This is a genomic window from Tahibacter harae, from assembly GCF_024437735.1.
Lineage (GTDB): Bacteria > Pseudomonadota > Gammaproteobacteria > Xanthomonadales > Rhodanobacteraceae > Tahibacter > Tahibacter harae.
In genome coordinates this window covers 18188-43030 of sequence record NZ_JANFQO010000025.1, presented here as the reverse complement: position 1 = coordinate 43030, position 24843 = coordinate 18188, and the positions used below count along the sequence as shown (strand labels likewise).

The window sequence follows — 24843 nt, the reverse complement described above, 5'->3', positions numbered from 1 at the left end:
CCGGACGCAACCGGCCGGCAGCGCCGGCCGCAAATAACGACAGGGATCATCGGGGAAATCATCGACATGAACGACCAGGCCATAACGCCGTTCTGGCAGCGGCTGCGCGAAATCTCGCTTTATCCGGCCCAGACCAGCGCCCTTATCACCATAGGCGTGCTGGCAGTGGCCCGCTTGCTCGGGCTGCTGCCCGGGCTGGCCGGCTGGTTCCTCGACCTGCTGGTCACGGTGGCGCTGTACCGGTTCGCCTTTGAAGTGCTGCGCGCCACGGCCAATGGCCGCATGGAGCCGCCCGAGGGCATGACCGAGGTCGACAGCTCCGTCGGCTGGATGGGCATTTGGCTGCAGGTGATCTTCATTGTCGTCGGCGTGCTGCTGATCCTGCTGCTGGGCTGGATCGGCATTGCCCTGTGCGTAGTCATGATGTTCGGCTACCCCGGCGCAGTGATGTCCCTGGCCATAGACCAGAACCTCGGCCACGCCCTCAATCCGGGCACCTGGTTCCAGATCATGACCCGGCTGGGCTGGCCGTATTTCCTCGCCTTCGGCCTGATGCTGGTCATCTTCATCAGCGCCGGCAATGCCCAGGCCTGGCTGGGCAGCCTGCTGCCGCTGGTGATCGGCCTGCCGCTGTTCCATTTCATTTCCGGCTACGCCCTGATCGCGACCTTCCACCTGATGGGCTATCTGATCTGGCAGTACCACGAGGAACTGGGCTACGAGCCCGAGGCGCAGGTACGCCTGTCGCGCGCGACCGATGACCCGGACCAGTTCATCCTCGACGAGGTCGCGCAGATGGTCCAGGACGGCGAAACCGACATGGCCACCGAGGCCCTGCGCAACCACCTGCGCGAGCGCGGCGGCACCGAAGCGGTGCATACCCAGTACCGCAAGCTGCTGCGCCTGAAGGGCGATACCGCCGAGCTGCTGCGCCACGGCAAGGAATACCTGCCCATGCTGCTGGCCCAGGACAAGGAAAAGGCCGCGGTCGAGCTGTACCGCGAACTGTCCGAACTGGAACCGGCCTTCCTGCCGGCGGATGCGGAAGGCAACGTGCGCCTGGCCAAGCGCGCCCACGCCCTGGGCCATGCGCAGATCGCGCTGCGCCTGATCAACGGCTTTCACCGGCGTCATCCGCGCAGCGCCGACATTCCGGCCATGTACCTGATGGCGGCGCGCCTGCTCAGCGAACGCATGGGCAAGGACGCCGAGGCCGCCGCCCTGCTCAACCAGATCCGCAGCGCCTATCCCAACCACGAGCTGCTGCCGCAGGTCGACGCCCTGCTGGCCCTGATCGAGAACATCGCCAAGAAACCCAAGCCGGCCTGAGAAAAGCGCGCGAGAACGAAAACGCGCCGGCCCGCCTGAAAGCGGGCCGGCGCAGGGAAGCGGACTCAAGCCGGGGTGAAACCATGGCTGCGGCGGTAACGGCCCAGTCCCGGGCGAAGCTCCGGCAGCCGGCGCGAGACGGGCTCAGCCTACGGTGAAGCTCTCGCCGCAGCCGCATTCGCCGGTGGTGTTCGGATTGTGGAACACGAACTCGGCATTCAGGCCTTTCTTCTGGAAGTCGATGGCCGTGCCGTCGACCAGGGGAAGGCTCTTGGCATCCACCACCAGGCGTACGCCGGCGTCCTCGATCCAGTGGTCGTCGTCGCGGATGCTGTCGGCCAGGTCGACCACATAGCTGTAGCCAGAACAGCCGGTGCGCTTGACGCCGAAACGCACGGCCTTGGCATTGCTGTCGCGGGCCAGGAAATCGAGCATGCGCTGGCGCGCGGCGGGAGTCAGGGATATGGACATGCGGCGGATTCTAGCAGTCTGCAGGGAAAGGCCGGATCGTCCCGGCCACCCCGACCGCATGGGGTCGCCCGCGCGGATTGCAAGGCCGGCGTCGGCCCGGCCGCAGTTCCGCTATCATTCCAGGCTTTCCCGGCGCCTGGCTGCGCCCTGTTTCGTGGAGTAGAAGTTCATGGCGGTAGTCAGCATCAAGTCCGCTCTGGCCGGCGCGCACGCGATCGGCAGCGAAGTCACCGTGCGCGGCTGGGTGCGCACCCGGCGCGATTCCAAGGCCGGGCTGTCCTTCGTCAATCTCAGCGACGGCTCCTGCTTCGACCCCATCCAGATCGTCGCTCCCAATACCCTGCCCAACTACGACAGCGAAGTGCTGCGCCTGAGCGCCGGCTGCGGCGTGATCGCTACAGGCACCGTGGTCGAATCCCAGGGTAAGGGCCAGAGCTTCGAGATCCAGGCCAGCACCATCGAGGTCACCGGCTTCGTCGACGATCCGGAAACCTATCCGATCCAGCCCAAGCCGCATTCCATGGAATTCCTGCGCGAGGTCGCCCACCTGCGCCCGCGCACCAACATCTTCGGCGCCATCACCCGCGTGCGCCACTGCCTGGCCCAGGCCGTACACCGTTTCTTCCATGAGAACGGCTATTACTGGATCAACACGCCCATCATCACCACCAGCGACGCCGAAGGCGCCGGGCAGATGTTCCGCGTGTCCACGCTGGACCTGGCCAACCTGCCGCGCACCGACAAGGGCGCCATCGACCACAGCAAGGATTTCTTCGGCAAGGAAGCATTCCTCACCGTTTCCGGCCAGCTCAATGTCGAGGCCTACTGCCTGGCCCTGAGCAAGGTCTACACCTTCGGCCCGACCTTCCGCGCCGAGAACTCGCAGACCTCGCGCCACCTGGCCGAATTCTGGATGATTGAGCCCGAGATCGCCTTCGCCGACCTCGCCGCCGACGCCGACCTGGCCGAAGCCCTGCTCAAATACGTGTTCAAGGCCGTGCTGGAAGAGCGCGGCGACGACATGGCCTTCTTCGCCGAGCGCGTGGAAAAGACCGCGATCACGCGCCTGGAAAGCTTCATCAATGCGCCGTTCGCCCGCATCGACTACAGCGAGGCGGTGAAGATCCTGCAGAACTCGGGCAAGTCCTTCGAATTTCCCGTCGAATGGGGCATGGACCTGCAGACCGAGCACGAGCGCTACCTGGTCGAACAGCACGTCGGCCGCCCGGCCGTGGTGATGAACTACCCGGAGCACATCAAGGCCTTCTACATGCGCCTCAACGACGACGGCAAGACCGTCGCGGCCATGGATATCCTCGCGCCGGGCATCGGCGAGATCGTCGGCGGCTCGCAGCGCGAGGAACGCCTGGACCTGCTCGACGCGCGCATGGCCAAGATGGGCATAGATCCGGTCCACTACCAGTGGTACCGCGATCTGCGCCGCTACGGCACCGTGCCGCATGCGGGCTTCGGGCTGGGCTTCGAGCGCCTGGTGGTCTATACCTGCGGCCTGGCCAATATCCGCGACGCGATTCCGTATCCGCGCGTCCCTGGCCACGCGGAATTCTGACGGCGCCGGGGCGCAGCGCATGAATCGCGCGAACCGCGCCGGAACCTTGCAAGGCCGTGTGCCCGCCGCGGCGTACGGCCTGCCGAAGGCCTGCGGCGCGCTGTCGCATGCACTTGCACGGATGCCGCTGCGGCCGGGCATGATCGCGCCGTATCCTGTCCACGACGAGGTTGCCTGACGTGCTATTCCTGCTGCTGCTCGCCCTGGGCATTGCCATCTTCGGCCTCACCGCCTACGTAATGAGCTGGCCGCTGGTGGCGACCCAATTGCGCGACCGCCACCCGCAGGAGCGCCCGCGCATGGGCGCGACGCCGTTCTCGCCCAGCGCCTTCGTCTGGTTCCTGCGCTGGACCTGGCGTTCCTCGCCCGACCGCGACCTGCGCTTCCTGGCCATGCCGGGCAGCGTCGCGGCCTGGTCCATCGCCCTGGGCGGCGCGGTCGCCGCGGTATTGTTCGTATTGCGCGCCAGCGGAGTGCTGCTATGAACGACGAAAACGACGATATCGTCATCGACGAGAACGCGCCGCAGCGCGTGCACAGCTACTGGTGGTGCGCCGGCTTCGGCGACACCCTGATCTGGTCGCGCCTGGACGTCTACGACAGCGGCCTGGCCGAAGTCTTCGGCGCCACCGGCGAATACCTGCGCTACGACGACGAGACCGCCGCGCGCATGGCCCTGCTCGACGCCGAATTCCGCGAATTCGACGGCCTGGACGAGGAAGACGCCGCCGTCATGGGTTTCGACCTGGACAGCATGCACGAGCCCAGCGGCGACAGCGACGAGGAACTGCTGCCGCGCATGGTGCACAAGATCGCGCGCGGGCTGGGCTGAGGCAACGCAGGCGCAGCGGCCGCATCGGCAAGGATCGCCGGCGGACCGCGCAGCATCCCGCACAATCACCCGCACCACATTTTCCGTTTTCCCGATTTCCCCGGACAAACAACAGGAGCCGCGCATGCAGCTGCAACTCAACGGCAGGCACGCCCTGGTCTGCGGCGCCTCCCAGGGCATAGGCCGCGCCGCGGCCCACGAACTGGCCCTGCTCGGCGCCGACGTCACCGTGCTCGCGCGCAACGCGGAGACCCTGGCCGAAGTGGTCGAGGCCCTGCCGCGCACCCACGCCGCCCAGACCCATGCCTTCATCGCCGCTGACGTGGCCGAGCACGACACCTTGCGGCGCAAGGTCGAAGGCACCGCCTCGGCCGCGCCCATCCATATCCTCATCAACAACACCGGCGGCCCGCCCGGCGGCCCCGCCCGCAGCGCCGCCATCGACGCCTTCACCGACGCATTCCAGCGCCATCTGCTGGCCAACCACGTATTGCTGCAGGCCGTGCTGCCGGGCATGCGCGATGCGGGCTTCGGCCGGGTGGTCAATGTGATCTCGACCTCCGTGAAGGAACCGATCCGCAACCTCGGCGTGTCGAACACGATACGCGGGGCGGTGGCGAGCTGGGCCAAGACGCTGTCGGCCGAACTCGGGCCGTTCGGCATCACCGTGAACAACGTGCTGCCCGGGTATACGCGCACACAGCGGCTGGAGCAGATCATTGCCGACCGCGTTGCCGCAACCGGCAAGACGGCGCAGGAGATCGAGCAGACCATGCTGGCGAGCGTGCCTGTCGGACGGTTTGCTTCGGCGGAAGAAGTCGCGGCGGCGATCGCGTTTCTGGCTTCGCCCGCGGCGGGATATGTGAATGGGGTTAGTTTGGCGGTGGATGGGGGCAGAATGCAGTCGATTTGACGCTGGGGCGGTTTTTTGTTCGCCCGGGTTGGTGGCGGGTTGGTTCTTCCGTTTTCTGTGGGGCGTATCTGGGGTGCCGGCCTCCTGGATTTTTCGGGCGGCGCGTCTGTGATTTTGTTTTGTTCGGCTTTTTTGTTTGTAGGGTGGAGTGGTTGAAATAAGGCGTTTTGTGCGCCTTCGGCGCGATGCTTGTTTTAAAGCGGTTTCGTCCGCCTGCGGCGGCCGACCTACTTTCTTTTGCTTGTGCAAAAGAAAGTAGGCAAAGAAAGCACACCCCAGAAGCCGCGGCCTACGGGCATCCTGCCCTTCGGCTTCGCGAGGCGGCTACGGGGTCGTGCGAAGGGCCATCCTGGCTCTGCGCACGACTCGCGCCCATCCCTGGGCGCGACCCGCGCTGCGCGCGGGCTGATCCTGCGCCGCCTCGCCGCGGCTTATGGGGCCCCGGTGGAGCGGCGCACATCCCTGTGCGCAGAAGCAACAGCCGAGCTGAGCACAAGCACGAGCAGCAGCAACGGCAATGGCAACAGCAACAGCAACAGCAAAACGACGGCACAGACATCAGCACCGGCTCCTCTGCTCCGGCGGTAACGGCAACGTCGCCAGCGCCAGCGCTAGCACCGGCGTCGGCGTCGGTGTCGGTGTCGGCAACAACACCAGCATCGACGAAAGCTGCGCAAAAAACCGCGGCTGAAGCCATGACTACGGCAGCGCGAGGCTGCTGTCGAAATTCGGGCAGAAGCAAGATCGCAAACGGCATTTCGGGTGATCGCTCGGACAACAGCGATACCCACCGACCTGCCTGCCCGAAAATCCCGAACGCACCAAACTCTATAAATCCAGGCGCAAAAAACCCTCTCCCCCAAGCGCGTTTACGCGCTTGGGGGAGAGGGTTGGGTGAGGGGGCGGCGCCGCAATCGCGACAGCGCAGGATTTTCGCCGTCACGCAAGATATGCCCCCGCTTCCGCGAAACCCGCCGAGAAGCAGTCAGCACGCCCCGCCATCGTTGAAATTCCATTTGTTTTCGCAACAAAGATCCGGCCGCCATCCAATCGACAACAGCAGCCACACGCCTGCCTTGCACAACCAAATACCAATCCGCTCGCCCGCTCAAGACCCGTTCCTCGCCGCCCCAACCTGAACCCTTCCCCATTCCCACCTGAACGCTTTACCCAGGAAAAACCACCAATCCGCCCCTGAGCCCGCATCGCGCAATTGCCAACACCTCAAATACGGACTATTGCAACAGGCAAGGCAACCGCGGCGCGCGGCGGTGCGCACACTGTGGTTGCGTGGTGTGGCAGCGGATGAGGTCTGCGGCGTGCGAGCGCGTAGTGTACAGATCGGTGTGTTGTCGGCGATCGTGCTGATGCAGGCGCTGCTGATCGGCCTGGACGCGCGGCGCGTGCTGCAGGCATTCCGGCACGCGGCGGCGTGTTTCAGCCTGGCGGAAAGTCTGCAGGAGTGGCTGAGTCTGGGGCCGGCGGGGTTGGCGTCCTGGGTCGCCGGAATGCTGCCGTTCGCGATCGCGCTGGCGCTCGGCGCTGCGGCGGTGTGGGGGGTGCGCGCAGTTTCCGGGACGGCAGTGGATCGCAGCGGGTTGGGACGGGCGGCAGCAGTATTGTTGCTGGCGCAGTCGCTGCTGCTCGCGCTGTGGTTCTGGCTGCTGCCGGCGCCGGCGCCGATCGGCGACTGGGAGAACGACGGGCTGGCTTATGCGGTCCTGCTGTTGCTCACCGCAGCGGGCTGGGTGTTCTGCAATGCCATGCTGCTGTGGTGGGCGGTGAGCGGCGAGCTGGCGCGTACGGATCCGCGCGAATTGCAGCGTGCCTATGCGCTGGCGCGGGCACATGCCCGGGCGCGCGCGCGGCGCGAGGCGCTGCGCGCGCAGCCGCCTTCGCCGCCGCCGGAGGCCTGAACACGATCCCGGCCGCCACGGCTTGGCTTAAAGTAGCGGGATGAACAATCAACCGCTGAGCAATCTCATCGACGGCCGCCTGCAGGCGCCGGTCAACGGCCGTTATCTGGACGTAATCGAGCCAGCCACGGGCGAGGTATATACGCGCTGCCCGGATTCGGACGCCGCCGACGTGGCCCTGGCTGCAGCCGCAGCGCAGCGGGCGTTTCCGGCCTGGTCGCAGACGCCGGCGGCGGAGCGGGCACGGCTGCTGGAGCGGCTGGCCGAGCGCATAGAACAGCATCTGGAAGAGTTCGCCCTGGCCGAGTCGCGCGACAGCGGCAAGCCGCTGCAGCTGGCGCGCAATGTCGACATCCCGCGCGCGGTCAGCAACCTGCGCTTCTTCGCGGCGGCAATCACGCAGTGGGCGAGCGAGGCGCATGCGATGGAAGATCGCGCACTCAACTACACCTTGCGCCAGCCGCTGGGCGTGGTCGCCTGCATCAGCCCGTGGAACCTGCCGCTGTACCTGTTCACCTGGAAGATTGCGCCGGCCCTGGCCGCGGGCAATACGGTGCTGGCCAAGCCATCGGAAGTGACGCCGCTGACCGCGCACATGCTGGCCCAGGCCAGCATCGACGCCGGCTTTCCGCCCGGCGTGCTCAACATTCTCCAGGGCAGCGGCCAGCACACCGGCCAATCCCTGGTCGATTCGACCGCAGTCAAGGCCATTTCCTTCACCGGATCCACCCGCGTCGGCGCGCAGATCGCGCAGAGCGCCGCGGCGCAGTTCAAGAAGGCATCGCTGGAGCTGGGCGGCAAGAACGCCAGCCTGATCTTCGCCGACTGGGAAGGCAGCGAGGCGCAGCTGGATACGCTGGTGCGCTCGGCTTTCGCCAACCAGGGCCAGATCTGCCTGTGCGGTTCGCGCATCCTGGTCGAACGGCGCATCTATGCCGAATTCCGCGACCGCTTCGTGGCCCGCGCCAGGGCCCTGCGCGTGGGCGATCCGGAGACGCCGGGCAGCGACCTGGGCGCCCTGGTATCGCAGGCGCATTTCGACAAAGTCATGGCCTGCATAGACCTGGCCCGGCGCGAAGGCGGCCAGATCCTCTGCGGCGGCGAGGCGGTGAATCCTGGCGGACGCTGCGCCGGCGGCTGGTTCATCGCGCCTACGGTGATCGACAACCTGGGACCGGACTGCCGCACCAACCAGGAAGAGATCTTCGGACCGGTCGTGACCCTGCAGGCCTTCGATGACGAAGCCGAAGCGCTGCGCATCGCTAACGGCACGCCATACGGCCTGGCCGCGACGGTATGGACGCGGGATCTGAACCGGGCTCACCGCGTCGCCGCCCAGTTGCAGAGTGGCATCGTCTGGGTCAACTGCTGGATGCTGCGCGACTTGCGCACGCCCTTCGGCGGCGTCAAGCACTCCGGCATAGGACGTGAAGGCGGCGTGGAGGCGCTGCGCTTCTTCACCGAGGCCAAGAACGTCTGCATCGCGCTGGGCTGAGGCCGCGGGCGGAATCATTTTTGCCCGGGCCGCCACCCGGGCTATGCTTGCGCACTTTTTTTCGGGAGCAGCCCCATGAACGACCTGTCCGACCTGCTCAAGCGCAACAAGGCCTGGGCCGAGGCCATGCGCGCGCAGGACCCGGCTTTCTTCAAGCGCCTGTCCAACCAGCAGGCGCCGAAATTCCTCTGGATTGGCTGCTCCGACAGCCGCGTGCCCGCCAACCAGATCACCGACATGCAGCCCGGCGAAGTGTTCGTGCATCGCAACGTGGCCAATGTCGTTGTCCATACCGACCTCAACTGCCTCAGTACCATCCAGTTCGCCGTCGACCTGCTCAAGGTCGAGCACATCATGGTGGTAGGCCATTACGGCTGCAGCGGCGTGCACGCCAGCCTGACCGGGGTGCGCGTGGGCCTGGCCGACAACTGGCTGCGCCATGTCGGCGACGTGGCGCAGAAGCACGCCGCCATGCTCGACGCGCTGGAACTGGACTCACTGCGCCACGCGCGCCTGTGCGAACTCAACGTGATCGAACAGGTGTTTAACGTCTGCCAGACCACCATCGTCGAGGATGCCTGGTCGCGCGGCCAGCAGCTCAGCGTGCACGGCTGGATCTACAGCCTGTTCGACGGCCGCATCACCGACCTGGGCATGACCGTCAACAACCGCGACGCCCTGGCCGATGTATACAAAAGCTCGCTGCAGCGGCTGGCCACGCGCGACTGAAACCGCCGCCGCGGCAAGCGCGCAGGCGGCGTAACGCACACGCGCTGCAAAACCCACCACGCCGGCGCTGTTCTATGCTGCGCCAAACCGGAGGGAATCACCCATGCGAACACGCCTGCCTGTACTGACCACCGCCGCCGTCCTGCTGCTGGCTGCCGCCGGCGCAGGGGCGGCCAGCTGGAAGGAACAGCAGATCGCCGCGGCGGAAAAATCCGAATCCATACTGCGCCAGGCGGAGAAAGTGCGCGGGCTGCTGGCCCAGTACCAGATCCTGCGCGCCGCCTATGTGGCGGACGAGGGCAAGGCTTTCCGCCTGATCTTCGGCCAGTACCTGAGCTGGCACCAGACCTACCTCGGCCTGCACGACGAGGCGCAGCGCTCCTTCTCCATCCAGCAGATCCCGGAGAAGCAGGACGCCCCCTCGCCGCTGGAAGGCGATGCCTGGACGCTGCAGCCCGCGGCCGATGTGGTCGCGCGCCTGGCTGCGAATGAGCGCGCGGTGTTTTTCAACGAAGCGCACAATGCGGCGATCACGCGCTCCTTCACCGTGGCCATGCTGCCGCGCCTGCGCGAACTGGGCTATACCCATTTCGCCGCGGAAACCCTGTACGAAACCGACAAGGACCTGGCCAGGCGCGGCTACGTCAACGAGGAAAGCGGCTTCTACACGCGCGAGCCGGTCTATGCGGAGATGGTGCGCACGGCGCTGAAGCTGGGCTTCACCGTGGTCGCCTACGAAGCCGACTCCGAAGCGGTGGGCGATGCGCGCGAGCGCGAACAGGCACGCAATCTCTACACCCGCGTATTCAAGAACAATCCGCAGGCCCGCGTCGTGGTCAACGCCGGCTATGCACACATCGTCGAAAGCGGCAAATACCTCGGCGGCGCGAGCATGGCGCAGCATTTCCGCAAGATCGCCCACATCGATCCGCTGACCCTGGAACAGACCATGATGATGCCGCACGACGAAGCCGTGCAGGATCATCCCTACTACCGCGCCCTGCTCGCCCGCGGCCCGCTGACCCAGCCGTCGATCCTCGTGGACCGGGATGGCAAGCCCTGGTCCCTGCGCGAAGGCCAGTACGACGCCAGCGTGATCCTGCCGCCGTATGCGCGGGAGAAAAGCGGCCGCCAGAGCTGGCTCAGCCTGGGCGGCGCGCGCGTGCCGTACAACGTGGACGGCGAGATCTGCCGCTCGCGCATGCCCTGCCTGCTGGAGGCACGCTACGCCGGCGACGGCGACGACGCCGTGCCGGCCGACCGCATCGTCATCGGCCTGCCCGATGCAAAGATCAGCGACCTGGAAAACCGCCTGCGCACCACCGACGACATCCAGACCGACCTGTACCTGCGCCCCGGCCGCTACCGCCTGCGCGCCATCAGCGCGGAAAACCAGGTCATCAGCACCCAGAACATCAATGTAAGCAACCGGGAACGCCAACCGTGAGCGACGCCGTACACGCCAGCAACGCCCCCGCGCCCGTAGGCGCCTATCCGCACGCCCGCCGCGTCGGCAACCTGCTGTTCCTTTCCGGCGTAGGCCCGCGCCGCCCCGGCAGCAACGAAATACCCGGCAATGTATACGATGCGCAAAACCGCCTGACCGGCTACGACATCGAAGCCCAGTGCCGCCAGGTCTTCGCCAACGTGCGTGCCGTGCTCGAAGCCAGCGGCGCGCGCTGGGAAGACCTGGTCGACGTCACCGTCTACCTCACCAACATGGCGCGCGACTTCCCCGCCTACAACCGCCTCTACGCCGAACACTTCACCACCGCCCAGCCTTGCCGCACCACGCTGGGCATCACCGCGCTGCCTACGCCGATTGCGATCGAGTTGAAGTGTGTGGCGGTGCTGGGGCAGGACGCGGCAACGCAACGGACGTAAACAGCCAGGCGGCGCGCATTCCCGCCTGCGGCAGCAACAAACGGAGCACCCGATGAACCAATCCCTCGGCCTGGTATCCCTGGTCGTACGCGACTACGACGAAGCTATCGCCTTCTTCGTCGGCACGCTGGGTTTCCGCCTGGTCGAGGACAGTCCGGTGCCCGAGCAGGGCAAGCGCTGGGTGGTCGTTTCGCCGCCGGGTGCGGCGGAGAGCCAGTTGCTGCTGGCGCGGGCGTCCACGCCGGAGCAGGAATCGCGCATCGGCGCGCAGACGGGCGGACGGGTGTTCCTGTTTCTGTATACGGATGATTTCTGGCGCGACTACACGGCCTATCGCGCACGCGGCGTGGTGTTCGTGCGCGAGCCGGTGGAGCAGCCCTATGGCACCGTGGCGGTGTTCCAGGATCTGTACGGCAACCAATGGGATCTGCTGCAGCCGTCCGCTGCGCATAGCCGGATGCGCAGCGGCGGCTGAGTCCTGCGGCGAGCGGGATGGTCTGCAAATCGGCGAAAACCGTACCGCGACACGCGCGCGGCTACTGGAATCCGCTTGCGAAGATCCGGTCCGATCCCAGCCTGGCCACGAAGCGCAGCCGCTGCGCCGTAGTGTCGGCGTCGCCGACGGCGCCGTCCTCGACGCTGAAGCTGTAGCCGTCCGCGTGCAGTTGTGCGTCTTCGGCGCTGCCCCAGACGGCGCTGTCGGCGATGGCGCTGTCGGTGGGGCCGTAGATGCGTACCACGTCGCCGCGGCCGGCATCCGGCGCCAGCGCGGGGCCCCGCACGGTGATGCGTGCACGGGTGCAGTCGGGCAGGCCGAAGGCGATGGCGTCGGAGCGCACCGCGCCGCGGTCCGCGGCCAGTTCCTGGGCTGACTTGCGCGCGACGTCTTCCAGTACGGCGCAGGTACCGGACAGCGGCGTCACCACGACGGTGAGATAGCCGCCGTCGGCGCCGCGCAGCGCTTGCGCATCCGGCGGCGCGGCGAGCCGGCCGGCTTCGGCTCCCTGCCCGCCTTGCGCCGCTGCCGCGGGCGCAGCCAGGGGCGCGACCGAGGCAACGTGTGCCTGCTGGCTGTCGGCAACCGCATCGAAATTGCCGTCGCCGCCGTTGGGCGCCGCGGCTTCCATCGCGCTGGGCACGCCGTCGAGGTCGTTGTCGGCGGCGCGGGTCACAGTGAACAGGCCGGTAATGCCGCCCAGCAGCAGGCGCGGCTGCGGCGCCAGCGTGTCCAGGGTCAGGGTCGCGTTCGAGCCGGCGTAAAGCCCGGCGGAGAGCGAGCCCCAGGTCGCGCCGCCGTCCTCGCTGGCGTAGACGCGGCGGTAGAAATAGTCCTGGTAATACAGGCGCGCGGTATTGGTCGGATCGATCAGCAGATCGCGCGGTTCGCCCTGCAGCGCCGTACTGACCGCGGTCCAGCTGTTGCCGCCGTCGTTGCTGCGGTACAGCGCGCCGGGCTGGCCCGGTGTTCCGATGATGGCACTGACCGCGGCGAAAACGATCTGGTCGTTGCCCGGCATCACGGCGATCGCAGTGACGTCGCGGTGCGAGGTGGCGCCGTCGCCCGGTGTGCGATGCGGCAGGCCGTTGCTGGCATGGGTCCACACCGTGCCGCCGTTGGTGGAGCGGAAAACGCCGTTGGCGATGCCGGGTACCGGATCGTTGCTGTTGATGTAGGACACCTCCAGCACCGTGCCGGCGTAGAGAGTGCCATTGCTGGCGCGGGCCAGTACGACCGGGCGCGGCGCCGGACCGCGGTAGCTGCGCCCGGGCACGCAGGTCGGCTGCGGCAGGCCATCGGCAGAAGACCAGCTATCCGCACCGTTGCTGCTCTTCCACAGGCGCGCTGCGCTCAGCACCACACCGGGCGTGCCGCTGGCGCAGTTGTCGGTGAAGCGTCCGTCCAGGGCCAGCCATAGCGTGCGCGTCGCGGCCGAGGCGGAACTGGGATCAAGCAGCAGATGGCGTGTGTTGGTGATGCCCTGAGTGGCGACGATGCCGGTATCGGCTCGGGTCCAGGTGGCGCCGCCGTCGGTGCTGCGGGCGAACTGCGCGCCGGTGCTGGGGTTGATCGGATTATCCGAGGCATACAGCGTGGCATTGGTGATGTCGCTGCCGGCGGCCGGGTCTATGCGCAGCTCGGCGCTCTGCTGGGTGCCGAAGGGATACTGGCTGCTGACCTGCGTCCAGGACGCACCGCCGTCCAGCGAACGCACCAGCATGCGCGACAGGCCGGTGGCGCTGCTGGAATACGCGCCCAGGCGCATCAGCACCGCCAGCATCTGGCCAGGCTGGGTGGGATGCAGGACCAGTTCGTTGACGCGGGCACCGCCGGAAAACAGCGGCTGCTCGACCAGCGCAGCGATGCCGTCGCTGCTCTTGAAGATGCCGGCGCGGCTGTTGGCCACCCAGATCGCGCCGTTGCCGGCGACCTGGATGCCGTCGGCACCCAGCGGAAGGTTGGGCGTATCCAGCAACAGGCCGGCGTTGGCGCTGGTCCAGGTCACGCCGTCGGTCGTGGTGTTCAGGCCCAGGCCGCTGGCGATCAGGCGCGGGGTGGCTTCGCTGGTCCAGGACAGCTGGCCGCTGCCGCCCTGTATGGTGCTGGGTACGGTGGTGCCGCTGGCGAAGGTGAGGCCGTTGTCCTGGCTCACCAGCAGGCGCCGCGGCGTGGCCTGGAGATAGGCCGCCATGCGGCCGCCGGGGCCGAAGGCGATCGCCCGCACCGAAGAGCCGGATGCCATCACCGAGGCAAGGCCGGTGACGCTGGGCGTCCACGAGGCGCCGCCGTCGCCGGAGCGGTAGAGCGTGCCTGGGGCGGCGGAAAGATTGGTCGACTGGTTGTACAGCGCGAACACCAGGCCCGGCGTGTCAGGACGGCAGCCGACTGCCGCGACATAGGGCTCGTTGGCGGCTACGCCGCTGTTGGCCGGCGCGAAGCTGGCGCCGTTGTTGGTCGAACGGAACAGGCCGCCGGTGGTGCCGACGTAGATGGAACTGCCGCACCAGTCCAGATCGCGGATCAGCTTGTAGGTGGCGACGATGGGCGGCTCGGCCAGCAGCTGCCAGCTCGCGCCGTTGTCGCGGGTTTCCCACAGGCGGTTGGCGACGGCGGTAATCCAGCGGTCGGGGTTGGCCGGGTCGGCGGCGATATCCTGCGGGAAAGTGTCCGGCGGCAAGCCCTGCGAAGCGCGGCTCCAGCTGGCGCCGCCGTCGCTGCTGCGCAGCAGGAACACGCCGCCACGCACCATGATGCGGTTGGGATCGGCCGGCGAGACGGTGACCCGGTCCACGCCATAGGGCACGTCCAGCCGGGTCCACGCATTGCCGGCTGCCCGGGCAGCGCCGGCGCCGGCAAGCAGCGCCAGCGCCGCACCGCCGAGCAGGAAGGCCGCCGCGGCCGGCCGGCGGCGACGGTACCGCCGTTCCGATTCGCTGAACATCATGATTTCCCCCTGTGATCCCTGCATGCCGATTGTGCACCCGGACGACAGTCCAGGCTGCTTGCATTCATGCCATCGGTGTTGCAGCAGCGACGATTCTCCCAGGCCGGGAGGGACGGCTGCGGCCGGTCGCCTGCGCGCAATCCTCGCAACATTGCTGTTGGTCGGCCCGGGCGGCGCGAAGCAGTGGCCGCAGGCGGAGCGCAACCGCAGCGACGGGCGGGCCGGGCAGAACCGTTCGCGACGCCCCAGCTGAACGCGCATCCCCTCGGCGCGGCCGGGCCGCGCGCCCGGCTGGCCGGATTTCGCGCAAAAAAAAGCGGCAGTAAGAACTGCCGCCGTAAGACTCAATGTTGTTGCGTGAAGGTGCCGACACGAATTAATACAAATTCGTTGCTGTGATGCAAGTCACTCTTTGACGTTTGAATATTCCTTTGCGTACTTTTCCTGTCCGGCGGCCCCCTCAGGACGATTTTGCTGCGGCGCAGTGCAGGTCAGGCTGGTGCTGACCGCCGTCAATACGGCCTCGGCAGTACGCGGGCGCTTGCCGCCTTGCTTGAGGTAGTCGAACAGCAGCAGGCGCGAGCTGCCATCCGCCAGGGGCAGGTCGAAGGCCAGGTATTCGTGGCTGTCGCCGAAGAAGGTCATGCCCATGCGCAGGGCCGTGACCTCGCGCCCGCACCACTGCACGGTCTGGGCCGTTTCCACCGCCTCGGCCGGAGCCGCGCGCTCGCTGTGCAGCGTGCCCTGCAGCAGTTCCAGCAGGGTACGGGCAAAGGCCGGGTCATAGCTGTCGCGGACCTGCACCTGCAGCTCGAAGTCGCCGCGCCACAGCCGCCACTCACGCTGCTGCGCGTCGTAGCTGCCGCGCAGCACCGCCGGATAGTCGAAACGGATGCCGGCCTCTTCCTCGAAGCGCGCCAGCGGCTTGAGCGCCTCGGCGCCGGGCTCGCCGCTCAGCTCGTCGAAGAAGGCGCCCCAGAACGTGCTCCAGGCGCTGTCGGCGGCATAACCCGGCTGCTCCGCCGGGGCCTGGCCGCAGCCGGCCAGCAGCGCCGGCACGGCGATCCACTCCAGCCACCTCGTCCGCATTCTGCTCATCCCTTGCTCGCTCCCTGTCCTGCCGGCCACATCCCCGGATCCCGCCGCCCGGATACCCGATTCCGCATCATGCGTGCGCCGGCGCAAGCCGGTCCAGCACCGCCGCCGGATGCGCCGCCGGATAGCGCCAGCGGCTACACTGTCGCGTCCCGTGAACGGAAAGCCTCCATGTCGCTTGCGCCGCCTCTGAACTTCCAGCGCTGGATCGAGGAGCACCGCCATCTGCTCAAGCCACCGGTGGCGAACAAATGCATCTACGACGGCGATTTCATCGTCATGGTGGTGGGCGGGCCCAACCAGCGCACCGACTACCACTACGACGAAGGCCCGGAATTCTTCTACCAGCTCGAAGGCGAGATGGTGCTGCGCATCCAGGAAGACGGCCAGCCGCGCGACATCCCCATCCGCGCCGGCGAAGTGTTCTACCTGCCGCCGCGGGTGCCGCATTCGCCCCAGCGCATGGCCGGCTCCATCGGCCTGGTGGTGGAGCGCAAGCGCCTGGCGCACGAGCGCGACGGCCTGCTCTGGTTCTGCGAGCGCTGCAACAACAAGCTGTACGAGGAATTCTTCCACCTGCACAACGTGGAGACGGATTTCCCGCCGGTGTTCGACCGCTTCTACGGTTCCGCCGAAGCCCGCACCTGCAAGGGCTGCGGCCTGCTCAACCCGGCGCCCGCGCGCTACGGCTGAAGCCGGCCGCATCCGCCGCATTCCCGTTCCGGACCGCAGACTCATGCTCAAGATCGACACCCACGCCCATATCCTGCCGCGCGACTGGCCCAACCTGGCCGAGAAATACGGCGACGACCGCTTCCCGGTAATCGTCCACACCGACGGCCGCCACCGCATCTACAAGGACGGCAAGTTCTTCCGCGAGATCTGGGAGAACACCTGGGACCCGCAGATCCGCGTCGCCGACTACGCCAAGTTCGACGTGCAGGTGCAGGTGATCTCCACCGTGCCGGTGCTGTTCTCCTACTGGGCCAAGGCCAACCAGGCGCTGGAACTGCACCGGCATCTGAACGACCACACCGCGGAAATCTGCCGCGACCACCCGCGCCACTACGCCGGCATAGGCACGGTGCCGCTGCAGTCGCCCACCCTGGCGATACAGGAACTGCAGCGCTGCGTGGAGCAACTGGGCCTGTGCGGCGTGCAGATAGGCTCGCATGTGGAAAACTGGAATCTGGATGCGCCGGAACTGTTCCCGTTCTTCGAGGCCGCCGCCGACCTCGGCGCCGCCATCCTGGTACACCCCTGGGACATGATGGGCCGCGAGACCATGCCCAAGTACTGGCTGCCCTGGCTGGTCGGCATGCCGGCGGAACAGTCGCGCGCCGCCTGCTGCCTGATCCTCGGCGGCGTGCTGGAGCGCCTGCCGGAACTGCGCGTCTGCCTGGCCCACGGCGGCGGCTCCTTCCCCTACACCATAGGCCGCATCGAGCACGGCTTCCGCATGCGGCCGGACCTCGTCGCCACCGACAACGCGCGCAGCCCGCGCGAATATTTCGACCGCCTGTTCTTCGATTCCTGCGTGCACGATCCGCAGGCGCTGCGCTACCTCATCGACGTGGCCGGCGCCGACCGCGTGATGCTGGGCACCGACTACCCCTTCCCGCTGGGCGAGCAGCAGCCCGGCAGCGGCATCGCCGCACTGAACCTGGATCCCGCCGACTCCGCGCGCCTGTACCACGGCACGGCGCTGCAATGGCTGGGACTTTCCGCCGCGCGTTTTTCCTGACCTACGGAGGCCGCATGCCCGTCAAGACCATCCCCGCCCTGCTCGGCGCCCTGCTCGCACTGGCGGGCACGGCGGCCGGCGCCGCCGATTTCAAGCTCAACGACGGCGCCATCGCCTTCAGCGCGCCGGACGACTGGCCGGTCATCATGCAGATGACCGAAGGCAATCCGCAGGTGATTGCGTTCCAGGTGAAAGATCCGGCCGACAGCGGCACCGACGATGCGAGCCGGGTCAGCGTGACCACGCGCAAGCTTGACGACGCCCAGGGCTTCCAGAGCTTCGTCGACGCCGGCCTGGACAAGGCCAAGCAGACCCCGGGCTACGAAAGCGAGACCGGCGCCGACAGCGCCAACCTGCGCTACACCGGCCTCAACGGCAAGACCCGCTACCGCTACCGCGAAACCTATTTCTTCCGCAACGGCGTCGGCGTGCAGCTGCGCTGCGTGCATCCGCTGCTCAAGGGCACCAGCGCCGCCTGGACCGCCGCGTTCGACAAGGGCTGCGACCAGATCGCCGCCACCCTGCAGAAGTGACGAGGACACGATGAGTTCCATGCAGGAATTCCAGCCCGGGCTGGAGTGGGCGCGCGCGCAGGACGCGGCTGATGAACTGGCGGGTTTCCGCAGCGAGTTCTGCATTCCGCCGCACGGTACGGACGAGCAGGTCTATCTCTGCGGCAATTCCCTGGGCCTGCTGCCGCGCGCGACGCGCCAGGCCGTGCTGGACGAACTGGACGACTGGAGCACCCACGCCGTGGAGGCGCATTTCCGCGGCCGCCATCCGTGGATGCCGTACCACTCCTTCGTGCGCGAGCACCTGGCCGCGCTGGTCGGCGCCGAACCGGCCGAAGTGGTGGCGATGAATTCGCTGACCGCCAACCTGCACCTGATGCTGGTGAGCTTCTACCGCCCCACGCCGGAACGCCATGCCATCCTGCTGGAAAAGCGCGCGTTTCCCTCCGACCAGTACGCCCTGCAGTCGCAGGTGCGCCTGCACGGCTACGACCCGGCCACGGCACTGATCGAACTCGAAGGCGACGAAGCCGAGGGCACCATCTCGCTGGACGCCGTCGCCCGCGTGCTGGAACAGCACGGCGAGCGCATCGCCGTGGTCGTGCTGCCCGGCGTGCAATACCTCACGGGGCAGGTGTTCGATCTGAAGACCATCACCGCGCTCGCGCACGCCAAGGGCTGCATCGTCGGCTTCGACCTGGCCCACGCCGTCGGCAACGTGCCGGTGAACCTGCACGACAGCGGCTGCGATTTCGCCGTGTGGTGCCATTACAAGTACTGCAACTCCGGCCCCGGCGCGGTCGCCGGCTGCTTCGTGCACGCACGCCACGCGCACAGCGAACGGCCGCGCCTGGCCGGCTGGTGGGGCCATGACCAGTCCACGCGCTTCCAGATGGGGCCGGACTTCGTGCCCACGCCCGGCGCCGACGGCTGGCAGCTGTCCAATCCGCCCATACTCGCGCTGGCGCCGCTGCGCGTGTCGCTGCAAATCTTCGCCCGCGCCGGCATCGACCGGCTGCGCGCGAAATCGCTGCGCCTGACCGGCTACCTGGCCCAGCTGATCGCCCATGAAGTGCCGCAGGTGCTGGATGTGCTCACGCCGACCGAACCGCAGCGCCGCGGCTGCCAGCTCAGCCTGCGCGTGAAGGGGCCGCGGGACAGCGGCCGTGCGCTGTACGAATACCTGGGCAGCCGCGGCGTGGTCGGCGACTGGCGCGAACCGGACGTGATCCGCGTGGCGCCGACGGCGCTGTACAACCGCTTCGAGGATGCCTGGCGCTTCGTCGATACGGTCAAGCACTGGCACGCCGGACGGAACTGAAGCATGAGCGCACAGCGCGAAATCACCCTGGTCGGCGCCGGCCTGGTCGGCGCCCTGCTTGCCACCTTGCTGGCCCAGCGCGGCTTCCGCGTGAACGTGTTCGAGCGCCGGCCGGATCCGCGCCTCCACGGCTTCATCGGCGGGCGCTCGATCAATCTGGCCCTGGCCGAACGCGGCTGGCACGGCCTGCGCGTGGCGGGGCTGAGCGACGTCATCGCGCCGATCGCGGTGATGATGCGCGGACGCCTGGTGCACGACGCCGCCGGCAATACCAACCTGCAGCGCTACGGCCGCGACGATTCGGAAGTGATCTGGTCGGTCAGCCGCGGCCAGCTCAACTGCGTCCTGCTCGACGCGGCGGAACAGGCTGGCGCGCGCATCCATTTCGACCAGCGCCTGGATACGGTGGACTGGGACGCCCGCCGCCTGCATCTGCGCAGCGAAGCGGACAACGTCAGCCGCACGCACGACGCCGGGCTGCTGCTCGGCGCCGACGGCGCGGGCTCGGCCCTGCGCCAGGCCATGGCCAGGCTGGCCGATCTCGGCGAGCGGCTGGAACCGCTGGGCCACGGCTACAAGGAGTTGGAGATTCCGCCGCTGCCGCAACTGCCCGAGGCGGCGCTGACGCCGGCCCTGCGCGAAGCCCGCGCCCGCGGCGAGCTGTTCGCGATGGAACCGCATGCACTGCATATCTGGCCCCGCGGCAGCTACATGTGCATCGCCCTGCCCAATGCGGAAGGCAGCTTCACCGTCACCCTGTTCCTGCCCGGCGAAGCGAAGAACGGCGTGCCCGGCTTCGACGCGCTGACTTCGCGCGAAGCCGTGGAAACATTCTTCCGCCGCGACTTCGCCGATGCCGTGCCGCTGATGCCGGAATATCTCGACGACTTCATGCGCAATCCCACCGGCCTGCTGGCCACGCTGTACCTCGAACGCTGGCATGTCGACGGCCAGGCCCTGCTGCTGGGCGATGCGGCGCACGCCATCGTGCCCTTCCACGGCCAGGGCATGAACTGCGGGTTCGAAGACGCGGTGGAACTGGCCGGCCTGCTCGCCGCCGACAGCCGCGACCCAGCCGGCGTGTTCGCCGAATTCCAGCGCCGGCGCAAGCCCAACAGCGATGCGATCGCGGCGATGGCGCTGGACAACTACATCGAGATGCGCGACCGCGTGGACGATCCGGACTACCTGCTGATGCGCGAACTGGAACGCACGCTCGCCGCGCGCCATCCGGACCGCTACCAGCCGCGCTACGCCCTGGTCACCTTCACCCGCCTGCCGTATGCATTCGCGCGCGAGCGCGGCGCACAACAGACCGCACTGCTGCGCGAGCTGGTGCGCGGCAAGGCGTCGCTGGCGCAGATCGACCTCGCCGCCGCCGACGCCGCCGTGCTCGCGTGCCTGCCGCCGCTGCCGGCCGCATGAGCCGGCCCACGCTGCTGCAGCTGTACCTGGTCAGCCAGTACGAAGTGCGCCTGCCGGCCACGCCGATGCGCAGCGTGCTGCGCATCGCCCAGCCGCTGCCGCCGGCGCTGCGCGCGTGGCTGGGCGACGCCGCCGGCTGCGCCTTCATCACCGCCTACAACCCGTATTCCCAGCTGCGCGACGCCGCGGACAACCGCCGCGCCCAGCGCCGCCTGGTCGAACAGGTACAGGCCGCCGGCGCGCGCTGCCTGCCCGGCGCCGGCCGCGTACCCGGCCAGCCCTGGCGCGAGCCTTCGCTGCTGGTCGCCGGCCTGGACCTGCCCGCGCTGGACCGCCTCGCCGACGAACACGGCCAGAACGCCGTCGTCACCGCCGGGGCAAGCGGGCCGGTACGGCTGCGCCTGTACGGCGACGGCTGGGGCGCCGAGCATGCGGAGTTCATCGAACTGGCGGGTTGAAGAGCCGGGATTGGGGATTCGGGACGGGAGATTGGACAACAGCGCCCGCTTCGCACCGCGAATCCCAATCCCGGCTCCAAATCACAGTCCGCGCTGCAAGCGGCTCACAATCCCGCGAACCGTGCATTGACGCGCCGGGCGCCTTCGCTGAAAGTGCAGCCGTCATTCCCCGGCGGCCTTCCATGCACGATGACGTAACCGCCCTGCTCGCCGCTTCCAGCCAGGGCGAGGGCGCGGCGCGGGACAAGCTGTTCGCGCTGCTGTACGAGGAACTGCGCCAGTGCGCGCGGCGCCAGCTGCGCGGCAACGCGGTGCTGACCCTGTCCACCACCGCCCTGGTCAACGAGACCTACGTCAAGCTGGCCGCGGCCAGCCAGCTCAATCCGACCACGCGCCAGCACTTCATGGCCCTGGCCGCGCGCGCCATGCGCCAGGTCATGGTCGATCACGCACGCCGCCTGCAGGCGGACAAGCGCGGCGGCGGCGCGATCATGGTGACGCTGGACGAACGCCTGCCCGACCAGCCCGACGACGCCGTCGACGTGCTCGCGCTGGACCAGGCCCTGCTCACGCTGGAACAGATCGACGAACGCGCCGCGCGCGTGGTGCAGCTGCATTTCTTCGGCGGCCTGGCCTTTCCCGAAGTGGCCGAACTCGAAGGCCTCACCGTACGCACCGTGATGCGCGACTGGCAGGCGGCGCGGGCCTTGCTTGCGGCGGAAATGGCCACGCCGCCGCCGGCCGCATGAGTACGGACGACCTCGCGCGCAAGCGCCGCGCCTACGCCCTGCTGCGCGAGGCGCTGGAACTGGCGCCGGAGCAGCGCGCCGCCTTCGTGGATACCCGCTGCGCCGGCGATGCGGCGCTGCACGCCCTGCTGCGGCAGCTGCTCGCCGCCGAAAGCGCACCGCACCTGCTCGACGACGGCGCCACGGCGCTGGCCGGCCGCCTCGCCGGCGACAGCGACGACGAACTCGCACCCGGCACGCGCATCGGCGCCTGGGCCATACAGCGCCGCCTCGGCCGCGGCGGCATGGGCACGGTGTTCCTGGCCGTGCGCGACGGCGACGGCTTCGTGCAGCAGGGCGCGCTGAAATGGATCAAGCGCGGCATGGATTCGGGCGAGATCCTGCAGCGCTTCCGGCGCGAGCGGCGCATCCTGGCCCAGTTGCAGCATGCGCAGATTGCGCGCCTGCTCGACGGCGGCGTGAGCGAATCCGGCCAGCCCTGGTTCGTCATGGAATACGTCGCCGGCCTGCCGCTGAACGAATGGGCGGCAGGCACGCGCGCCAGCCTGGCGCAGCGCCTGGACCTGTTCGTACAGCTGGCCGAGGCGGTGGCCTACGCCCACGGCCAGTTGGTCGTGCACCGCGACCTGAAGCCCGGCAACGTGCTGGTCGATGCGGCCGGCAAGCCGCACCTGCTGGATTTCGGCGTGGCCAAGGTGCTGGAGGAAGACAGCGGCGAGCAGCACACCGTCACCGGCGCGCGCTTCCTCAGCCGCGCCTACGCCGCGCCGGAACAGGTGCGCGGCGAACACGTGGGCACGGCGGTGGATGTCTACGCGCTGGGCGTGCTGCTGTTTGAACTCCTGACCCAGGCGCGCTTCCACGACAACCCCGCGGCGCAGACCGGCGCGCCCAGCGAGCGCCTGGAAAAGGCCGCTGCGGCCACGCCCGGCGGCCTCGCACCGCGCCAGCTGCGCGGCGACCTGGGCATCATCGTCGCGCGCGCTACCGACACCGATCCGGCGCGGCGCTACAACACCGCCCAGGCCCTGGCCGACGACGTGCGCCGCTTCCTGCGCGGCGCGCCCATCCTGGCCCGGCGCGACTCGGGCTGGTACCGCCTGCGCCGCTTCGTCGCGCGCCACAAGCTGGCCTCGGCCGCGCTGCTGTTCGGCCTGGCCGCCATCGTCGCCGGCAGCGCCCTGGCCCTGTGGCAGGCGCGCCGGGCCGAACGCGAGGCCGAACTCGCCCGCGCGGCCCAGCGTTTCCTCACCGGCGTGTTCGACGCTTCCGCGCCCGACGCCGCCGCCGGCGCCCGCGTCACCGCGCGCGAGCTGCTGGACCAGGGCGCCGCCCGCATCGGCCAGGAGCTGGCCGGCCAACCGGCGCTGCAGGCCGAGATGCGCCAGACCCTGGGCCGGCTGTACCGCCAGCTCGGCCAGTTCGACCAGGCCGCGGCCCTGCTCCAGCAGGCGCGCAGCGCCTTCCTCGCCGCCGGCGACAGGAATCTACTTGTGGAAAACGCACTGCAGCTGGCGGAAGTGCAGCGCGAGCAGGCGCAGTACGATCCGGCCCTGGCGCTGCTGGCCGAGGCCGAGACGCAGACCGCCGATCCGCGCCAGCGCAGCGCGCTGCTGGCCGAGCGCACCCAGGTGCTGGACCGTCAGGGCCGTTTCGCCGAAGGGCTGACGGCGATCCGCGCCGCCGCGGCGCTGAGCCAGCAGCTCGGTGCGGACGGCCTGGTCGAACAGGCCCGCGACCGCCATCTGGAAGCACTGATGCTGACCCGGCTGGCCCGCTACGACGAGGCTGCGGCCGCCTTCCGCGACGCCGTCGCGCGCGCCGAGGCGGCCTACGGCCGGGAACACTCGGAACTGGCCGTCGTGCACAACGACTACGCCATCGCCCTGCTCGACCGCCAGGCCAGCGCCGAGGGCGAACGCGAGGCCCGCATCGCCGTGGACATGCGGCGCAAGCGGCTGGGGCCGCAGCATGCCGCGGTCGGCGAAAGCCTCAAGATCCTCGGCATCGCGCTGCGCCAGCAGGGCAAGCTGGAGGAGTGCGCCGCCGTACTGGATGAGGCGCTGGCGATACAGCGTGCCGCGCTGGGGCCGCGTCATCCGGATGTGGGCTCCACGCTGAACTCCCTGGCCACCCTGGCCATGGGCCGGCAGGATTTCGAGGGCATGGTAAAGCTGCTGCTGGAGGCCAAGGCGATCTACCGCGAGAGCAACCTCGCCGATTCGCCCCAGGGCCAGACCATCGACAGCAACCTCGGCATAGGCCTGACCCGGCTGGAACGCCTGGACGAGGCCGAGCCGCTGCTGCGCGCGGCGCTGGCGCGCAACCGCGCGGCGGTCGGCGACGTGCACCCGCTGGTGATGGCCAGCCTCAACGGCCTGAGCCAGCTGGAACGGCGCCGCAACAACGGCGCGGCGGCAGAACAACTGGCGGCCGAAGCCGCCGCCATCGCCGACAAGCTGCTGGCCGAGAGCCGCGACAACGCCGCCGTGCGCCAGACCCTGGCCGCGGCCCAGCTGATCAACGGCCACGCCGCGGCGGCGCGGGACAATTTCGCCGCCAGCCGCGCGCTGCTGGAGAAACTCGGCGCGCAGAACGAGGTGCGTTATGCCGGCGCCCTGCTCGGCCTGGCCCGGGCCGAGCTGGCGCTGGGCCAGGCCGGCGCGGCACAGGAACTGGCGCGGCAGCTGCTGCCGGCGGCCGCGCCGCCGCCGGCACTGGCTTCGCCGGCGGTCCAGGCCATGGCCTGGGCGATCTGCGCCGAGGCCGCGCGGCGGCAGCGGCAACCCGCGCAGGCGGCCGCGGCACAGAAGGAGGCCGAACGCCTGCTGCCGCTATGGACCAATCCCGATCCGGAAAACCTGCGCCAGTTCCGCGCCCACCTGGGGCTGCCGCCGGGCTGAGCGCAGGCCGGCCGCGCCTGCGGCGCAATGCCACGGTGCATGGCAAGCGCCGCC

General features: G+C 68.7%; 23 protein-coding genes. 20 read left to right on the top strand and 3 right to left on the bottom strand.

The features are described from left to right. Positions 1–66 precede the first annotated feature (66 nt). The gene (locus NM961_RS20670; RefSeq protein WP_255916324.1) at positions 67–1329 is read left to right on the top strand and encodes a tetratricopeptide repeat protein; all 1263 of its coding nucleotides are present in this window, start codon (positions 67–69) and stop codon (positions 1327–1329) included. Between the two features lie 144 nt (positions 1330–1473). On the opposite strand, the gene NM961_RS20665 is transcribed toward NM961_RS20670, so the two are convergent. After that, positions 1474–1800 (bottom strand): HesB/IscA family protein, encoded by a 327-nt coding sequence (locus tag NM961_RS20665; RefSeq protein ID WP_255916323.1) that lies wholly within the window; start codon positions 1798–1800, stop codon positions 1474–1476. Between the two features lie 169 nt (positions 1801–1969). Here NM961_RS20665 and asnS point away from each other — a divergent pair, with 169 nt between their 5' ends. The 11 genes from asnS (at position 1970) to NM961_RS20610 (ending at position 11614) form a co-directional block, all read left to right on the top strand. Beyond that, positions 1970–3370, top strand: a complete 1401-nt coding sequence (gene asnS, locus NM961_RS20660) for an asparagine--tRNA ligase (RefSeq protein WP_255916322.1) — start codon at positions 1970–1972, stop codon at positions 3368–3370. Between the two features lie 19 nt (positions 3371–3389). After that, on the top strand, positions 3390–3548 hold the full coding sequence (locus NM961_RS20655; RefSeq protein ID WP_255916321.1) for a hypothetical protein: 159 nt from the start codon (positions 3390–3392) through the stop codon (positions 3546–3548). Between the two features lies 1 nt (position 3549). Beyond that, positions 3550–3855 carry a hypothetical protein gene (locus NM961_RS20650; RefSeq protein ID WP_255916320.1) on the top strand — a complete coding sequence of 102 codons (306 nt, stop codon included), beginning with the start codon at positions 3550–3552 and terminating at the stop codon, positions 3853–3855. Continuing rightward, entirely contained in the window at positions 3852–4202 is a 351-nt protein-coding gene (locus NM961_RS20645) for a hypothetical protein (protein WP_255916319.1), read from the top strand. Before NM961_RS20650 ends, NM961_RS20645 begins: the two co-directional genes overlap by 4 nt. A gap of 124 nt (positions 4203–4326) precedes the next feature. Next, positions 4327–5115: an SDR family oxidoreductase gene (locus tag NM961_RS20640; protein ID WP_255916318.1), complete on the top strand. Its 789-nt coding sequence runs from the start codon at positions 4327–4329 to the stop codon at positions 5113–5115. A 1271-nt stretch (positions 5116–6386) separates the two neighbouring features. Beyond that, on the top strand, positions 6387–7031 hold the full coding sequence (locus NM961_RS20635; RefSeq protein WP_255916317.1) for a hypothetical protein: 645 nt from the start codon (positions 6387–6389) through the stop codon (positions 7029–7031). Positions 7032–7071: 40 nt separating this feature from the next. After that, on the top strand, positions 7072–8526 hold the full coding sequence (locus NM961_RS20630) for an aldehyde dehydrogenase (protein WP_255916316.1): 1455 nt from the start codon (positions 7072–7074) through the stop codon (positions 8524–8526). A gap of 75 nt (positions 8527–8601) precedes the next feature. Continuing rightward, positions 8602–9255: a carbonate dehydratase gene (gene can / locus NM961_RS20625; RefSeq protein ID WP_255916315.1), complete on the top strand. Its 654-nt coding sequence runs from the start codon at positions 8602–8604 to the stop codon at positions 9253–9255. A 103-nt stretch (positions 9256–9358) separates the two neighbouring features. Continuing rightward, positions 9359–10702, top strand: coding sequence for a hypothetical protein (locus NM961_RS20620; protein WP_255916314.1), 1344 nt, complete (start codon positions 9359–9361; stop codon positions 10700–10702). Further along, a complete protein-coding gene (locus NM961_RS20615; protein WP_255916313.1) occupies positions 10699–11139 on the top strand; it encodes a RidA family protein in 441 nt (146 codons plus the stop codon). The genes NM961_RS20620 and NM961_RS20615 overlap by 4 nt, the downstream gene beginning before the upstream one ends. A gap of 52 nt (positions 11140–11191) precedes the next feature. Then, the gene (locus tag NM961_RS20610) at positions 11192–11614 is read left to right on the top strand and encodes a VOC family protein (protein ID WP_255916312.1); all 423 of its coding nucleotides are present in this window, start codon (positions 11192–11194) and stop codon (positions 11612–11614) included. A gap of 61 nt (positions 11615–11675) precedes the next feature. Here the strand turns inward: NM961_RS20610 and NM961_RS20605 are convergent, their stop codons facing one another. Then, positions 11676–14582: a WD40/YVTN/BNR-like repeat-containing protein gene (locus NM961_RS20605; protein WP_255916311.1), complete on the bottom strand. Its 2907-nt coding sequence runs from the start codon at positions 14580–14582 to the stop codon at positions 11676–11678. Between the two features lie 405 nt (positions 14583–14987). After that, on the bottom strand, positions 14988–15680 hold the full coding sequence (locus NM961_RS20600) for a hypothetical protein (protein ID WP_255916310.1): 693 nt from the start codon (positions 15678–15680) through the stop codon (positions 14988–14990). A gap of 168 nt (positions 15681–15848) precedes the next feature. Between NM961_RS20600 and NM961_RS20595 the strand changes: the two genes are divergently transcribed. The 8 genes from NM961_RS20595 to NM961_RS20560 all read left to right on the top strand — a co-directional run bounded on the left by NM961_RS20595 (position 15849) and on the right by NM961_RS20560 (position 24789). Beyond that, positions 15849–16370, top strand: a complete 522-nt coding sequence (locus NM961_RS20595) for a 3-hydroxyanthranilate 3,4-dioxygenase (protein WP_255916309.1) — start codon at positions 15849–15851, stop codon at positions 16368–16370. 43 nt (positions 16371–16413) lie between these two features. Next, positions 16414–17421, top strand: coding sequence for an amidohydrolase family protein (locus tag NM961_RS20590; protein ID WP_255916308.1), 1008 nt, complete (start codon positions 16414–16416; stop codon positions 17419–17421). Between the two features lie 14 nt (positions 17422–17435). Further along, positions 17436–17954 carry a hypothetical protein gene (locus tag NM961_RS20585; RefSeq protein WP_255916307.1) on the top strand — a complete coding sequence of 173 codons (519 nt, stop codon included), beginning with the start codon at positions 17436–17438 and terminating at the stop codon, positions 17952–17954. A 19-nt stretch (positions 17955–17973) separates the two neighbouring features. Continuing rightward, a complete protein-coding gene (gene kynU / locus NM961_RS20580) occupies positions 17974–19254 on the top strand; it encodes a kynureninase (protein WP_439334234.1) in 1281 nt (426 codons plus the stop codon). Between the two features lie 3 nt (positions 19255–19257). Continuing rightward, positions 19258–20679 (top strand): FAD-dependent oxidoreductase, encoded by a 1422-nt coding sequence (locus NM961_RS20575; RefSeq protein ID WP_255916305.1) that lies wholly within the window; start codon positions 19258–19260, stop codon positions 20677–20679. Further along, positions 20676–21137 carry a DUF3293 domain-containing protein gene (locus NM961_RS20570; protein ID WP_255916304.1) on the top strand — a complete coding sequence of 154 codons (462 nt, stop codon included), beginning with the start codon at positions 20676–20678 and terminating at the stop codon, positions 21135–21137. The genes NM961_RS20575 and NM961_RS20570 overlap by 4 nt, the downstream gene beginning before the upstream one ends. A gap of 182 nt (positions 21138–21319) precedes the next feature. After that, the gene (locus NM961_RS20565) at positions 21320–21886 is read left to right on the top strand and encodes an ECF-type sigma factor (RefSeq protein WP_255916303.1); all 567 of its coding nucleotides are present in this window, start codon (positions 21320–21322) and stop codon (positions 21884–21886) included. Then, positions 21883–24789 (top strand): serine/threonine-protein kinase, encoded by a 2907-nt coding sequence (locus NM961_RS20560; protein ID WP_255916302.1) that lies wholly within the window; start codon positions 21883–21885, stop codon positions 24787–24789. The genes NM961_RS20565 and NM961_RS20560 overlap by 4 nt, the downstream gene beginning before the upstream one ends. The last annotated feature ends 54 nt before the right edge of the window (positions 24790–24843 follow it).